Genomic DNA, 14,672 nt, shown 5'->3' on the forward strand with positions numbered 1-14,672 from the left:
CAATTAAAATCCAAATAACTTTTGCCTCATGAGCACAAATCAAAGTCTGGTTTTATTAAATGAAATGGCGACTTTCGTTAAGGTTGTCGAGTCGGAAAGTTTTTCTGAAACTGCAAGGCAACTTGGTACAACACCTTCTGCTGTTAGTCGTGCGATTGCCCGTTTAGAACGTGCTTTAGGTACCCGCTTACTCTATCGAACCACGAGAAAGCTTCGTTTGAGTGAAAGTGGCCAACAGGTGTATCAACGCTGTTTAGATATGGTGAATGCGGCTCAAGCTGTTATGGAAAGTTCAGGCCAATTTCATGTCGAACCCCAAGGTGTCATTCGCATGAGCGTTCCGAAAGCTGTGGGTCATTTTATGATTCATCCGCATTTACCCGAATTTTTAGAACGCTACCCAAAAATTGATATTCAAATGCTTTTAGAAGATCGTTATGTAGACCTCATTGATGATGGCGTCGATTTAGCGCTTCGAATTACAGAGCAACCGCCGGGTGGACTGATGGGTCGAAAACTTATTGATATTGATCACTTGGTTTGTGCCACACCTGAGTATTTGGCAAAACATGGCACACCGAGTCATCCTCATGATTTAAAGCAGCATGAATGTATTTACTTGGGTGAACAAGTCAGTGACTCAAAATGGAAATTTCAACAAGCAAATAAATCGATAAGTGTTGCTGTGCGTGGGCGTTATGCTGCAAACCATACAGGTGTACGGTTGAGTGCAGCATTACAGCATTTAGGTGTTGCGAGCTTACCGTATTTTGTAGCCCGTCATGCCCTACAACAAGGGAGCTTAGTTCAGGTTTTGCCCAACTGGGATTTTAAGACTTATTACAGCGGAGGGCTTTGGTTACTCTACCCTCCTACACGGCATGTCCCGCCGAAATTAAGTGTATTAATTCAATATTTGGCAGATAAATTAGCAGCAGAGCCAACGTTATTGAAAATAAAGTAAAAATATTTCTGTAGCTAATTTAGTTAAAATCATCTGCAAATTGTAAAATAACTCAATAGATTACCACCTAGCAAAATCCATAAAAAATCGGACAACAAGGCCCGATTTTTATTAAATGATTTTAATCTATTGCTTACTTTCTAAGTACATCACAAATACTTGGATCTTTATCAAATACCGATTTAGCATATGGGCAAAGCGGAATTACTTTTACGTCTTTCTCACGAACAAAAGCCACCAAAGCATCAAGTAATTGGCGGCCTACCCCTTGTCCGCGATAATTTTCATTCACATCTGTAGCATCAATAATTAGCATGCTTTCGCCTGCCCATGTATAAGTCATTTCGCCTGCAACGGTTTCACTATCAAGTAAGCTAAAGCTGCCGTGTTTTGTATCATCTTTTTGTTGAATATTCACAATGAATTCCTCGTATTACGACTCATATTTATTTAAAAATGACTTTGTTTATCTTTGACTATAAGAACAAATTTAAGTGTAAAAAAATAGCCTGTTTTTAGCAGTGAGTCTGTATGCTTTTTAAATACAATTCATGCATAAAACTCATAATTCTATTCGTAATTCTGTGCCTAATCCTTTCAAACTATTGCTGTTAAGCTCTCTGGCCAAATTGATTCATTTCTTACATGAACATTCAAAGGTTTTAAAATCGGAACTTTTATGTCTTCTTTTCGTCAAATTGAGCAGAACTTACAGGAAAACAATACACCCGCATGGGGTGCCGTATTTGTAATGTCACTCTGCTGTTCAGTATTAATTGCTTCGGAGTTCATGCCCGTCAGTTTACTCACGCCAATCTCTACAGATTTAAATATGAGTGAAGGCCAAGTCGGTCAAGCTATTGCCATTTCAGGCATTTTCGCTGTTATTACCAGTCTATCAATTAGCCGTGTTTTTAAAATATGGGACCGACGCCCTATCATGCTGTTGCTTACCCTACTCATGATTGTTTCAGGCATTATCATTACATTTGCTCATTCTGCTGTCTTATTTATGTTGGGCCGTGCAATTTTAGGTGTGGTGATTGGTGGTTTTTGGGCGATGTCGACATCAATTGTTATGCGACTCGTTCCTCCACTTTCAGTACCTAAAGCACTCGGTTTGTTAAATGGCGGAAATGCCTTAGCGACAACCATTGCTGCGCCTTTAGGCAGTTTCCTAGGCTCAATCATTGGTTGGCGTGGTGCTTTTTTCTGTATTGTGCCAATTGCGGTTTTTGCGCTTATTTGGCAATTTAAAAGTATGCCGGCTCTTCCAGCAATCTTGTCAGTTGAGAAATCTAAAAACCCTTTTGGCCTGCTTAAACGTCCCATTGTCCTGTACGGTATGTTAGGTGTTTTATTGCTCTTTATGGGGCAATTCGCACTCTTTACCTATTTACGTCCATTTTTAGAAACTGTCACTCATGTCAATGCAGCCCAACTATCTACCTTATTATTAATATTAGGTGTTACAGGCTTAGTGGGTACGTTCCTTATTAGTTTGATGCTTCACCGACATGTTTATCGTTACCTCATCATCATTCCCTTCATCATGACAGGCATTGCGGGAGCCTTTGTGCTGGGTGGTCAGCATATATGGTTCGTTGCCATATTGATGGGTTTATGGGGATTTATTGGAACGTCGGTACCTGTTGCTTGGAATACTTGGCTGGCTCAAACATTACATCAAGATGCCGAAGTTGGCGGCGGTTTAATGGTTGCCATTATTCAGTTTGCAATTACTCTAGGTGCAACTATAGGCGGATTGTTATATGACTCACATGGCTATAGCGCCACGTTCTATATGAGCGCAACTATTTTGCTATTAGGCGCGCTGACTGCTTATATTACATGGCGGAATGCTACTCACGTAACACATCAATAACCAACCGTAATGCAGGTGAAAGTTGTCTTCGATGTGGATAGTACAAATGGTATCCAGGAAACTGGATACTGTACTCTTCCAAAACTTGAATCAGCTTCCCTTCTTTTAGATCTTCTCGAATCAAATCTTCTGGAATATAAGCCAGTCCAAATCCAGCTCGAACAGCTTGTGCAATCTCATAACTTTCATTAAATATCCATTGCCCCTGAATTTTAACTTTTGTTTCTTGACCATCTTTCACAAATTCCCACGCATATACGCTGCCTTGGGTGGTTAAACGATAGCCAATACATTGATGATTTACCAAATCTTTAGGAGTATTAGGAATTCCATATTGTTCAAAATATATTGGCGTTGCTATTACCGCCATTTTGACATCTGGACTAATACGTACTGCAATCATGCCATCAGCTACGCGGCTTCCGAAACGAACGCCTGCATCAAAGCGCTCTGCCACAATATCGACCATCCCACTATTTGCAGTTAGTTCAACTTGCACATCTGGGTAATCACCAGCAATCTTTTTAAGTTTTGGAATCAGCACTTCCCGTATCGCATGGCTGCTAGCATTAATCCGAACCGTACCAGCGGGTTGGTCTCGAAATGATGTTAAAAGTGATAATTCATTATCGATTTGGTCAAAACTGGCACTAATCGTTTGTTTCAATCTTTCACCTGCTGCTGTAGGTGAAACACTACGTGTAGTTCTGGTCAGGAGCAACATTCCCAAACGTTCTTCTAAACCGCGAATGGTATGGCTTAGCGCAGATTGTGAAATTCCCATTTTCCCTGCGGCCTTAGTAAAACTACCCTCTCTTGCCACCATTAAAAAAGCATAAAGATCATTATAGTTTTCTTTATTTATCATCTGCTTTATCTCTTATTGGGGAGTCAACCTCATTATAAAGGATAAAACTATTCATGAATATTACTCATAAGTCCATGTTTGTTTTTTAGACTAATTATTAAAAAGAAGATTCGTTAAAATCCATATCAAGCAGTAAATATGAAGATTTAAATAAACTGAGGCGATTATTATGAGTCATTTTATTATTGTAAAAAATTAATAAATTCCACTCATATCTTTACGTTAAAGAATAAATAGCTTCATTGCATTTATGTGCTTTTTCTTAAAGAAGCGAGGTGAGTTGATATGGCTAATTATAATTTTTTTAAAGGCTTAGTCAGCCTATGTGTTTTGTTCTCAGTGACTTCCGCTTCTTATGCAATAAAGCCTCAAGGTAAAAATCAACAAAGGGGATCGATGATGAAAATCCGTATTGATATTGATGGAACACAGCAACCGCTATTTGCCACATTAGCCATGTCACCTACTGTTAAAGATTTTGCCAAACAGCTTCCTTTGACATTAATCCTTAAAGATTATGACTCTACTGAAAAAATAGCCGATCTACCAAACAAGCTAACTATGCAAAATTCGCCTCATGGTTATGCTGGCAAGGCTGGTGATCTTACCTATTATGCTCCGTGGGGTAATCTGGCTTTTTTCTACAGAGACTCAGCTGTTGGTTACGCGAATGGGCTCATTTTTCTTGGGAAACTTGATGCTATTCCCCAAGTATTCAAGCAAAAACAACACATCAAAATTTCAATTTCCCAAATCGAATAAGCATCTATCTATTCACTCATTCACATTGTTTAAATTGAGGTATTTATGACTCCATCTCCCTTTTTTAAAAAGCTTAAAACACATACAGCAGCGGCAGTTTGTGCAGCAACAATTGGATTATTTTCTTCAACTTCAGCTATGGCAGCAGACATGAGTAACGGCGCGAATAATTTTTATCAAAGTCAGCAAGTGACTATTCAAAAAGTGACTTTTAAAAATCAATACAATATGGATATTGTCGGCAATCTGGTTATTCCCAAAAATTTGAATAAAAAGACTAAAGCCTCTGCAATTGTAATCGGTCACCCTATGGGGGCTGTAAAAGAGCAAAGCTCTATGCTTTATGCACAAAAACTGGCTGAACAAGGTTTTGTGACGTTAGCAATTGATCAATCATTTTGGGGCGAAAGCGCGGGCCAACCAAGAAATGTGGTTGCACCAGACATTTATGCAGAAGCGTTTAGTGCCGCTGTAGATTATTTGGGAACACAATCTTTCATTGACCCTAATAATATTGGTGTACTGGGTATTTGTGGAAGCGGGAGCTTTGTCATTAGTGCAGCAAAAATTGATCCGCGTTTAAAAGCTATTGCCACTGTAAGTATGTACGACATGGGTGCAGCAAACCGCAATGGCTTACGTCACTCACAAACCCTAGAACAAAGAAAACAAATTATTGCAGAAGCCGCTGCACAGCGTTACGTTGAATTTAAAGGTGGTGAAACCAAATATACCAGCGGAACTACGCATGAGCTAACAGCAAATACACACCCTATTCAACGTGAATTTTACGACTTTTATCGTACTCCACGCGGAGAATATACGCCTAAAGGCTCATCGAGAGAGCTTACAACTCACCCAACGCTCACAAGTAATGTCAAATTTTTAAACTTCTATCCATTTAACGACATTGAAACGATTTCACCCCGTCCGATGTTGTTTATTACAGGTGATCAGGCTCATTCAAAGGAGTTTAGTGAAGAAGCTTATAAACTCGCAGGCCAACCTAAAGAACTTTACTACGTTAAAGGTGCTGGACATGTCGATTTATATGATCGGGTCGATCTCATTCCATTTAATAAATTAACCAGTTTCTTTAAACAAAACTTGAAGTAAGAAAAATGATAGAGGCTCACTAAGGGCCTCTAGCTTTTTAATTAACTCAATGAAACTCTTGTACCAGACTATTAATATGCGCTACGGCAGCAGTTCGATTTTCAACACAAAGTTTTTCAAAAACATGCTCTAAATGCTTGTTTACCGTCCGTGGGCTAAGTTCCAAAATTTCTGCAATATCTTTATTGGTTTTCCCTAACAACAACCAGTGCATGACTTCTGCCTCACGTTGAGTCAACTGTGGGCAATATTTCAAAATATCAGCCATTTCCAAAGCTGGCGTAGATGTCTTGATCTGGATGAGATAGTTTTTTGCCACACTTGGTTCAGTTTCCCACGGCGTAAGCAATAAAAGCTGTAATTGCTGAGATGGCGTCGAATAAGAACAGCTGGTTAATTTTTTGGGGTCTTTTTCATGCTCTAAGTCTAAAAACCAAGCTTTTAAGCCTGCTTCAAAACCTTCTAATTCAGGTAAATATTGATTCAGTAAATCACTGGCTTTTTGAGTTTTCCAAACAATTTTACCTTGAACATCTAGCGCAAGAATGGCAGTTTCCGTTGCATCAATCACCTGTTTTTGTTGTTGCAATAGTTTGGCATGTGCCAAATGTGTTTTTACCCTTGCTAATACTTCTTCAATATTCAGTGGTTTAGTCACATAGTCTACCCCGCCGACCTGAAAACCTCGCACAATATGTTCTGTTTCCGATAAGCCTGTCATAAAAATAACGGGAATAAACTGTGTAATTGGACTCGCTTTAAGCTGTATACAACTTTCAAAACCGTCCATATGTGGCATATTGCCATCGAGCAAAATCATATCTGGTAAGCATCGGTGTGCTATTTCAATAGCACTTAACCCATCGGTTGTGACAAGCACGCGATAACCTGCCTGATCTAAACTCTCATGTAGCAAGCCTAAATTTTCCGGCACATCATCCACAATCAGAATAACAGCCTGCTCATTTGGCGAAGCTTGCTGAAAAGAAACATGTTGCGTACTCATTGCTTATCCTGAATTAATCGTTGGGCATGTTTTAAATCAAACTTTTGGATAGCATGTTCAAGCTGTTCCCATAACTCGTTATGCTCTGGAAAATTTTGGCGGCATTGCGTTAAAGTCTGTTGAATTCCACGAATGTACCCCTGTCCAATCAAGTCATTTAACTGTTGTAAGCTTTGCGGCAAATCGAGCAGCTCATTATTTTCCAGTTGTTGGATTGAGGTATGAACAGCAACTTGCTCTTGCTTAAACACCTTTACATCAAGTGCTTGAACTTTATTATTTTCAAGATGTGCATCTGATTTGGAATCAATCCATAGCAAACCTAATTTGTCTCCAATTTTACTCAGCAACAAATTCAGGTCGATTGGTTTTAGCATAAAGTCTTCACTTAAGACGGCATCTTGTGGATTGACTTCACGCTCGCCTGCATTCGCTGAAATAATTAAGATCGGCACATTGGTAATATTATTCTGACGCAATAATCGCGCAGTTTCCCAGCCGCCTATCAAAGGCATATTTAAATCCATCAAAATCAGATTAGGCTGAAAAATAGGTACACGTCTTAGACAGTCAATGCCCGACTCGGCTTCTTCAATCATAAATCCCAAAGGTTTTAGAAAATTAGCGACTAAACCTCGGTCCACCGCTTCATTATCGACAACCAAAATTCGTTTTCGCTCGCCTTGATAGCCTGTAATCTGGTTAGAGTAAACATTTGAAATTGGATGTACCAACTCTTTTGAAGGTAAATAAAACTTAATCTTAAATTGTGAACCCTGATTGAGCTGACTAGTCACAGATAACTGCCCACCGAGTAAATCGACCAATAATTTTACAATTGGTAGTCCAAGTCCTGTTCCGGTAAATCCGCCTTGAACCACATTGCTACCTCGTTCAAACGGGTTAAAGATACGCTCTAAATCAGCCTCAGCAATACCACAGCCGGTATCTCTAATTTCAAAATAAGCTGTTTGAAAACGGTACTCGACTTTTAAAGTAATTGTACCGCTCGTCGTAAACTTTAAAGCATTGCCCAGTAAATTGATGAGCACTTGCTCTAGGCGTTTTTTGTCAGTACGGACATAGTGCGGTAAGTTCTCTCCAATTTCATAAACAAACTGTAAATTCTTCTGTTCAAACTGTGGCTGAAACATTTGAATAATCTGTTCTATAAAATTTGGAAAATGCACATCCACCACATTTAAAGAAATTTTACCTGTTTCAATTCGTGCTAAATCTAGTAAACCGTCAATCAGTGAAGTCAAATGCTGCCCACTACGGCTAATCACCCCGAGCGCCATTTTGCCTTGTTCTGAAAGCTGCTCTTGTTTTTGAAGCAATTGGCTATAGCCCAAAATACTATTTAGAGGCGTTCGTAGTTCGTGACTAATACCAATCACATAACGGCTTTTTGCTTCATTTGCCCGTTCTGCTGAAATTCTGGCGTCTTGTAAGTCTTTTGAAGTGACTTCATGAGCAGCAATTTCATCAATCAATAATGCTGTTTGCTGATGTGTTTCAATTTCAGCATTACGACGACTTTCATCGTTTAGCACTAACCACCATGCAGCAACGCTCATTAATAAAAATAAAATGGTGTAAATTTTCACAAACAGCGTAAATAGCTGAGGAACGGCTGCTGCATCAATGGTTTCTAAATAGGTTTTTTCTTGGATATAAACCAGACTTAAACTCACTGCCAAAACGATCGACAGCCCTAAAGTCAGCAATAAATACAAACTGACCCGACTATTTAAACGGCTGGCCCATCGTTCTGGTAAATAGTGCCAAATGGCTTTTTTGAGTTGTACTGACCAACGTGCATCAGGTTTACATAAGTCATGACAGCGTGCTTCAAGTGAACAGCATAGAGAGCAAATCGTACCGTTATAGGCTGGGCAGCTTGCCATATCAGCAAGTTCATAGTCCCGTTCACACACGACACAGTTTGCAACTGAAGTTGCCCGAATTTTTTCAGGCTGGCGTGCAATGTAATATTTGCCTTTGGTTAAGTAAGCAATCGCAGGCACACATAACACCGCACTCCCCAAAGCAATAAAACTCGCCAATCCTTTTGCCATGAGTCCGAAAAAGCCCAAATAACTCAGCATCGATAACACTGAGGCAATCAGTAAAGCACCCACACCTACGGGGTTAATGTCATATAAATAAGCACGGCGAAATTCAATTCCCTTTGGGCTTAAACCTAAAGGTTTACAGATAATTAAATCGGCAACCACGGCACCAATCCATGCCAGAGCAATATTGCTATATAGTCCCAAAATACGTTCAACCGCATGGCTAATCCCCATTTCCATCAAAACAATGGCAATAAAAACGTTAAAAAGTAGCCAGACAATTCGCCCTGGATGGCTATGAGTTAAACGCGCAAAAAAGTTTGACCATGCCAATGAGCCAGCGTAGGCATTGGTCATATTAATTTTAATTTGCGCCAAGCAGACCAGTGCTAGAGTCAAGATTAAGGCAAGCTGAGGGTTTGGAATAAATTGCTGATAGGCAACCCAATACAGATAAGTCGGATTGTCTAGTTCAGAGACAGGAATAAACAGCTGAAAAGCCAAAACCATCAGCAGCATGCCCATCAAAACTTTTAGAAATCCGAAAATAATCCAAGATGGGCCACCTAAAAAAACGGCAAAACGCCATGCAGTTCTATTCTTTTCTTGTTGGGGTAAAAAACGTAAATAGTCGGCTTGCTCACCAATTTGGATCACAAATGAAAAAATAAGAGTGCACGCCGCACCAAAGTAATACAGATTGAAATCGGTTGAGTTTGAAACCGCACCAACAAAATGCAGGCTACTACTTAAAATTTGTGGCTGTTTCCAGAGTACAAAAAACCACGGTAATAACAGCAATAAGAGCCAGATTGGTTGTGTGATCGCCTGAACTTTATTAATAAAACCAATGCCTTTGACAACTAAAGGCAAAATCACTAAGGCAGAAATTAAGTACCCGATAACTTGCGGGATACCTAAAGCCAGTTCAAGTGCCATCGCCATAATTGCAGCTTCAAACGCAAGCAAAATAAAGGTAAAGCTGGCATAAATTAGAGATGTAATGGTCGAGCCAATGTAGCCAAAACCTGCACCACGAGTAAGCAAATCAACGTCTACATTATATTTTGCGGCGTAGTAACTAATCGGCCAACTGGTTAAGAATATGATGGTACATACGACAATTGCTGCCCATACTGCATTGCTAAAGCCATACTGCCAAAGCATGGTCGCCCCAATGGCTTCCATAGCCAAAAAGCTAACGGTCGAAATTGCGGTGTTGGTAACCGTCCAAGGTGACCATTTTCTTACTGAGGTAGGTGCATAGCGGAGCGCATAATCTTCGATACTTTCATCTGCCACCCAAATATTATATTCACGGCGTGTTTTGATCACACGTTGTGGCGCTTGTTGGGGGCGTGAAGAATCTGGCATAACACTCATGTTTTGGATGGGGCTGCATTAAACCCAGCAATCCTTATGCCAAAAGTCATTTATCATGGCGATTTTCTCGAATACGCACATATACGCAAAATAACGTATTTTCAATTTTTCCCAAAAATCACACACTCAAAACCATCAAAAAACAATGATCAATATTTGTGTTGATTGACCGAAAATGATTGGGAGATTGATGTTATGAGTGTATCTGAACATCCAAATCTGGACACTGTGCAAGGTACAGATTCACAAAAAGCAGTGAATGAAACCTTAGAAGATTATACTTTACGTTATGCTCCACACAGCTTTCGGCGCTGGAGTCCCAAAGTTGTTGCTATTACTGCACTTGGCGGTATTGCCTATCTTGCTGACTTTTCTATTGGCGCCAGTATTGGTATGTCTTACGGAACAACCAATGCTGTTTTCTCCATTCTATTTGCAGCAATTATTATCTTCTTAACCGGCATTCCTTTAGCCTACTACGCAGCTCGCTATAACATCGACCTTGATTTGATTACCCGCGGTGCAGGTTTTGGTTATATCGGATCAGTTCTTACTAGTATCATTTTCGCCAGTTTCACATTTATTTTCTTTGCCCTTGAAGGTTCAATCATGGCGCAAGGGTTATTGCTCGGTTTAGGCATTCCGCTTTGGGCTGGTTACCTCATCTCAACCGTTATGGTCATTCCACTCGTCATTTACGGCATGAAAGCCTTGAGTAAATTACAAGTTTGGACTACCCCACTTTGGCTCATTCTGATGATTGGTCCTGTGGCCTACCTGATTTATCAAGAACCAACCTTAGTTAGCCAGTTTGCAACTTTTACAGGTAAAGAAGGTTTTGCAACTGTAGACATGGCGGCCATCATGTTAGGTGCTGGTATCTGTTTATCTTTAATCATGCAAATTGGTGAGCAAATTGACTATTTACGCTTCATGCCTGCTAAAACAAAAGAAAATAGCAAAGCATGGTGGGCTGCGGTTATTTCAGCAGGTCCGGGTTGGGTGATTTTAGGGGCAATCAAACAAATTATTGGGGCATTTTTAGGGTTCTATTTACTCACTAAAATACCGGGCGTAAACAGCACTGAACCTGTTCAACAGTTTAATGCAGCGTTTCATGACATGCTTCCGGGCTGGGCAGCTTTAACACTGGCAGTGATTTTGGTGGTTATTTCTCAAATTAAAATTAATGTGACTAATGCTTACTCTGGTTCCCTTGCATGGACAAGTGCCTACACTCGTATTAGCAAACATTATCCGGGACGTATTGTCTTTGTGATGGTGAACTTGGCAATTGCACTTGCTTTAATGGAAGGCAACATGTTTGCGGTATTGGGTAAAATCTTAGGGTTCTATTCAAACTTTGCGATTGCTTGGGTCGTGGTTGTTGCAACAGACATTTCAATCAACAAATATGTTTTAAAACTTTCACCGAAAGAACCTGAATATCGCCGTGACATGCTATACAACGTAAACCCTGTCGGTATGGTTGCGTTCCTTGTATCAGCAGGCTTATCAATTGCAGCATTCTTCGGTTTACTCGGTAGTTTCTTGGCGCCTTACTCACCGCTTATCGCACTTGTACTTGCTTTTGTCTTAACTCCAGTCATGGGCTTATTAACCAAAGGAAAATACTACATCAAGTCACACGATGACGGCATTAAAGAACCACGTTACGATGCTGAAGGCACACCAGTTGCAACGGTTTACCACTGCCGCGTATGTGAGCAAGGTTATGAGCGTCCAGATATTATGTTCTCTCACAAACATAACGGCACGATCTGTTCTTTGTGTAAAACACTCGATGCTTAACTCCCTTACCAACTAAAAAAGAAGCTTTAAAGCTTCTTTTTTTACACCTGATGATTTTAGCCAATCGGAAATAAACGTTCAGGCACTACATCTTTCATCACAATGGTTGAGATGAGTCGTTGCACACTTGGAATAGCAGATAATTTTTCGTCATACAAACGCTGAAAAGCCGGCAAATCTTTAGCCACCACATGTAGTAAATAATCTGGCTCACCAAACAAACGCTGCGCTTGAATAATTTGCGGGATGTCTATCACGGCATTTTCAAACTTTTCGACTGCCTGTTTATCACCTTCTTTAAGCGTAATAAAAACAATCGCTGAAAATTCAAATCCCACTAAGTTTGGGTCGAGTTCTGCCCGATAGCCTTTGATGGCTCCCGACTCTTCTAAAGCCTTCACTCGTCTATGACAAGGTGAAATGCTCAAGCCTACTTTTTCTGCCAATTCAGTAATAGATAATCGGCCATTTAATTGCAATTCAGCAAGAATCTTTTTATCTGTGCGATCCATTTAGAAAAATTTACCCCAAATGCATGTGATATGAGCAAACATTTAAAAGCACATTCTAAATACATGAGCATATTATTTTCAACAAGCTCGAATAAATAGGGATTTTTTCTAAACCGCGAGCGAAACCTTTGAATAATAGTTTGCCGAGATAAGCATATGGCTTTTAACATTTTTATTGCATTTTGGAGTGTCTCCATTCTTTTTATTATTACGCCAGGGGCAGACTGGGCCTATGCCATTTCGGCAGGAATTAAGGGCAAAGTCGTCGTACCCGCTGTCGCAGGTATGCTATTTGGGCACTTTATTACGATTTTATTGGTAGCGGCTGGTGTTGGGCTGCTTGTAGCAAATAATCCAACGGCCCTCATGATCCTAACAATTGCAGGTTCTGCTTATTTGTTATGGATGGGAATAAACTTATTACTTACCCCTCCTACTCCGAACGAATCGGGTTCTGAAAAGGCTCATTCATGGTTGAGCTGGGCAACCAAAGGCGTTTATGTGAGTGGCTTAAACCCGAAAGTTTTTTTACTCTTTTTAGCGCTGCTTCCTCAATTTATTGACACTACTGCTTCATGGTCCGTGACAACACAAATTCTTGCCTTTGGTGTTGTTCACATGATTAGCTGCGCGATTATTTACTTAATGGTGGGTTATGGTTCAGAGGCTATTTTGAAAACCAGACCACAAGCAGCACAGTTAGTCGGCCGTTTTTCAGGTGGTTTGATGGTCGTTATCGCAACGTGCTTATTGATTGGGCAAATTTAAAAATCATTCAGCAAAAAATTACTGACTCACTTTTCGGGTCAGTAACTTAAATAATAAATATAAGAAAAAAATTTATCTCATTCGTTTGAGGTTATACGTCACCACTCCCCAAATCACCAGTTCTTGCCCCTCTTCGATATAAATATTTTGATAATCAGGATTTTCTGCTTTTAGCCAAACTTTAGGTGGCTGAAATTGACTATCAATCATTAAGCGCTTAACAGTGAAATCATTGTCGATGAGTGCAATCACAATATCTCCCGATTTAGCGGGAATACTACGGTCCACAATAAGCGGATCATTAATATCAATTCCGGCGTCTAACATAGATAAAGAATTGGCTTTGACAATAAACGTGGCATTTTCATTTCTAATTAAATATTCATTTAAATCGAGTGCTTGTTCAATATCATCTTGTGCAGGTGAAGGGAAACCTGCCGCAACACGTTCCGTTGCCAAAGGAATGTGGTAAATTTTATCGTTATTCGGGTAGACCTGTTGGACATTAAGTTTTGAGTTAAAGTCGGTTAAATTGTTGGTTTTGACGTTATTCAGTAACCAATTTTTGATAAAGTTAACTTGAGACTCAGGAACACGAATGACTTTGGTGGGTTCATTGAACTGTGCTTTACGTCCGGCATTTTCTCGTACACCGCCATGCTCGAACTCTTTTTTCTTTGGCATATTGCCTCCCTTTTCACTGTTCAAATCCTACACAAACAATGTAACTTGAAAAAGTTACATTTTCAAGTTGACGAAATATTTTTTTTGCATAACAATAAATCTCATGATCAGATTTTAATCCATTTTGTTTTTAACAGGGATGTTTTGAGCGAAATGGCAATTTGAAGAAAATCAAAACCTATTTTGAAATAGTCTTTATCGCTGACTGTTTTTGATTTTTATCAAATGAGATTCTGAACACTTAACATTCTGGTTAAATTCAGTTTTTGGTATGGAGACATGCGAAATGAAAAATCAACGTGATGCGGTTTTAGGTTATGCAAATGAGCAACATGCTTACTATATCCGCCTCATTGAAAATGATGCGGTTTTAGGTGAAAGCTATGGGTTATTCTGTGAAAATCCGGATAGCGAAGCAGCCGAAAGTATTATGACGACGCTATTTTTAAAAAAATCTTTTTGGTTAAACGGTTCTGAGTACATTGATATTGTAAAAGGACTACAACTGCTCCCCCAGTAAAGTAAATAAATTAAAAAACGAAGGAGGCAAAAGCCTCCTTCGTTTTTAAAACATTATGCTTAAGACGTAAAACGTCCAGAGGCATCACGTTTTTGATTACGAGAGTTTTGTCCACGACCGTCATAATCGTCGTCGTCACGGCTGCGACCTCGACCACCTGAACGGCCACGATCGTCATCATCATCGTCATCACGACTGCGGCCGCGACCTCGTCCGCTAGAACGGCTACCGCGATCGTCATCATCATCGTCATCACGGCTACGACCACGTCCTCGACCACCTGAACGGCTACCGCGATCGTCATCATCATCGTC

13 protein-coding genes and 1 pseudogene are annotated in these 14,672 nt (G+C 39.9%); 7 read left to right on the forward strand and 7 right to left on the reverse strand.

The features are described 5' to 3' along the window. The first annotated feature begins 28 nt into the window (after positions 1 to 28). A complete protein-coding gene (locus tag F968_RS10825; protein WP_004793013.1) occupies positions 29 to 964 on the forward strand; it encodes a LysR family transcriptional regulator in 936 nt (311 codons plus the stop codon). 133 nt (positions 965 to 1,097) lie between these two features. On the opposite strand, the gene F968_RS10830 is transcribed toward F968_RS10825, so the two are convergent. Continuing rightward, positions 1,098 to 1,382, reverse strand: a complete 285-nt coding sequence (locus F968_RS10830) for a GNAT family N-acetyltransferase (protein WP_004793015.1) — start codon at positions 1,380 to 1,382, stop codon at positions 1,098 to 1,100. Between the two features lie 261 nt (positions 1,383 to 1,643). Here F968_RS10830 and F968_RS10835 point away from each other — a divergent pair, with 261 nt between their 5' ends. Then, positions 1,644 to 2,849: an MFS transporter gene (locus F968_RS10835; RefSeq protein ID WP_004793017.1), complete on the forward strand. Its 1,206-nt coding sequence runs from the start codon at positions 1,644 to 1,646 to the stop codon at positions 2,847 to 2,849. Here the strand turns inward: F968_RS10835 and F968_RS10840 are convergent. Beyond that, positions 2,827 to 3,717, reverse strand: a complete 891-nt coding sequence (locus F968_RS10840) for a LysR family transcriptional regulator (protein WP_004793019.1) — start codon at positions 3,715 to 3,717, stop codon at positions 2,827 to 2,829. The two genes, F968_RS10835 and F968_RS10840, sit on opposite strands and share 23 nt — an antisense overlap. A gap of 285 nt (positions 3,718 to 4,002) precedes the next feature. On the opposite strand from F968_RS10840, the gene F968_RS10845 reads away from it, so the two are divergent. Together F968_RS10845 and F968_RS10850 are read left to right on the forward strand one after the other, a co-directional pair. After that, positions 4,003 to 4,479: a cyclophilin-like fold protein gene (locus F968_RS10845; RefSeq protein WP_004793020.1), complete on the forward strand. Its 477-nt coding sequence runs from the start codon at positions 4,003 to 4,005 to the stop codon at positions 4,477 to 4,479. Between the two features lie 45 nt (positions 4,480 to 4,524). Further along, entirely contained in the window at positions 4,525 to 5,595 is a 1,071-nt protein-coding gene (locus tag F968_RS10850; protein WP_004793022.1) for an alpha/beta hydrolase, read from the forward strand. 46 nt (positions 5,596 to 5,641) lie between these two features. On the opposite strand, the gene F968_RS10855 is transcribed toward F968_RS10850, so the two are convergent. Both F968_RS10855 and F968_RS10860 read right to left on the reverse strand, forming a co-directional pair. Then, positions 5,642 to 6,601, reverse strand: a complete 960-nt coding sequence (locus F968_RS10855; protein ID WP_004793023.1) for a response regulator transcription factor — start codon at positions 6,599 to 6,601, stop codon at positions 5,642 to 5,644. After that, a complete protein-coding gene (locus tag F968_RS10860) occupies positions 6,598 to 10,062 on the reverse strand; it encodes a hybrid sensor histidine kinase/response regulator (RefSeq protein WP_004793026.1) in 3,465 nt (1,154 codons plus the stop codon). The genes F968_RS10855 and F968_RS10860 overlap by 4 nt, the downstream gene beginning before the upstream one ends. 195 nt (positions 10,063 to 10,257) lie before the next feature. On the opposite strand from F968_RS10860, the gene F968_RS10865 reads away from it, so the two are divergent. Next, the gene (locus F968_RS10865; RefSeq protein ID WP_004793027.1) at positions 10,258 to 11,874 is read left to right on the forward strand and encodes a purine-cytosine permease family protein; all 1,617 of its coding nucleotides are present in this window, start codon (positions 10,258 to 10,260) and stop codon (positions 11,872 to 11,874) included. A 56-nt stretch (positions 11,875 to 11,930) separates the two neighbouring features. Here F968_RS10865 and F968_RS10870 read toward each other — a convergent pair whose 3' ends face one another. Continuing rightward, complete coding sequence (locus tag F968_RS10870) at positions 11,931 to 12,386, reverse strand: Lrp/AsnC family transcriptional regulator (protein ID WP_000376211.1); 456 nt, start codon at positions 12,384 to 12,386, stop codon at positions 11,931 to 11,933. A gap of 156 nt (positions 12,387 to 12,542) precedes the next feature. Here F968_RS10870 and F968_RS10875 point away from each other — a divergent pair, with 156 nt between their 5' ends. Then, positions 12,543 to 13,154 carry a LysE family translocator gene (locus tag F968_RS10875; RefSeq protein ID WP_004793029.1) on the forward strand — a complete coding sequence of 204 codons (612 nt, stop codon included), beginning with the start codon at positions 12,543 to 12,545 and terminating at the stop codon, positions 13,152 to 13,154. Positions 13,155 to 13,226: 72 nt separating this feature from the next. Here F968_RS10875 and F968_RS10880 read toward each other — a convergent pair whose 3' ends face one another. Further along, on the reverse strand, positions 13,227 to 13,838 hold the full coding sequence (locus F968_RS10880; protein ID WP_004793030.1) for a LexA family protein: 612 nt from the start codon (positions 13,836 to 13,838) through the stop codon (positions 13,227 to 13,229). Positions 13,839 to 14,124: 286 nt separating this feature from the next. On the opposite strand from F968_RS10880, the gene F968_RS10885 reads away from it, so the two are divergent. Then, a complete protein-coding gene (locus F968_RS10885) occupies positions 14,125 to 14,358 on the forward strand; it encodes a hypothetical protein (protein ID WP_004793031.1) in 234 nt (77 codons plus the stop codon). Between the two features lie 59 nt (positions 14,359 to 14,417). On the opposite strand, the pseudogene F968_RS10890 reads toward F968_RS10885, so the two are convergent. Beyond that, positions 14,418 to 14,672, reverse strand: a pseudogene (locus tag F968_RS10890) (stress-induced protein); the annotation flags it as partial.

It is taken from the genome of Acinetobacter sp. NIPH 817, from assembly GCF_000368405.1.
Classification (GTDB): domain Bacteria; phylum Pseudomonadota; class Gammaproteobacteria; order Pseudomonadales; family Moraxellaceae; genus Acinetobacter.

Excerpts from the sequence above, each read along its gene's own strand:
- F968_RS10825 (WP_004793013.1), top strand. The coding sequence starts at position 29 with ATGAGCACAAATCAAAGTCTGGTTTTATTAAATGAAATGGCGACTTTC.
- F968_RS10835 (WP_004793017.1), top strand. The coding sequence starts at position 1,644 with ATGTCTTCTTTTCGTCAAATTGAGCAGAACTTACAGGAAAACAATACA.
- F968_RS10840 (WP_004793019.1), bottom strand. The coding sequence starts at position 3,717 with ATGATAAATAAAGAAAACTATAATGATCTTTATGCTTTTTTAATGGTG.
- F968_RS10845 (WP_004793020.1), top strand. The coding sequence starts at position 4,003 with ATGGCTAATTATAATTTTTTTAAAGGCTTAGTCAGCCTATGTGTTTTG.
- F968_RS10850 (WP_004793022.1), top strand. The coding sequence starts at position 4,525 with ATGACTCCATCTCCCTTTTTTAAAAAGCTTAAAACACATACAGCAGCG.
- F968_RS10855 (WP_004793023.1), bottom strand. The coding sequence starts at position 6,601 with ATGAGTACGCAACATGTTTCTTTTCAGCAAGCTTCGCCAAATGAGCAG.
- F968_RS10860 (WP_004793026.1), bottom strand. The coding sequence starts at position 10,062 with ATGAGTGTTATGCCAGATTCTTCACGCCCCCAACAAGCGCCACAACGT.
- F968_RS10865 (WP_004793027.1), top strand. The coding sequence starts at position 10,258 with ATGAGTGTATCTGAACATCCAAATCTGGACACTGTGCAAGGTACAGAT.
- F968_RS10870 (WP_000376211.1), bottom strand. The coding sequence starts at position 12,386 with ATGGATCGCACAGATAAAAAGATTCTTGCTGAATTGCAATTAAATGGC.
- F968_RS10875 (WP_004793029.1), top strand. The coding sequence starts at position 12,543 with ATGGCTTTTAACATTTTTATTGCATTTTGGAGTGTCTCCATTCTTTTT.
- F968_RS10880 (WP_004793030.1), bottom strand. The coding sequence starts at position 13,838 with ATGCCAAAGAAAAAAGAGTTCGAGCATGGCGGTGTACGAGAAAATGCC.
- F968_RS10885 (WP_004793031.1), top strand. The coding sequence starts at position 14,125 with ATGAAAAATCAACGTGATGCGGTTTTAGGTTATGCAAATGAGCAACAT.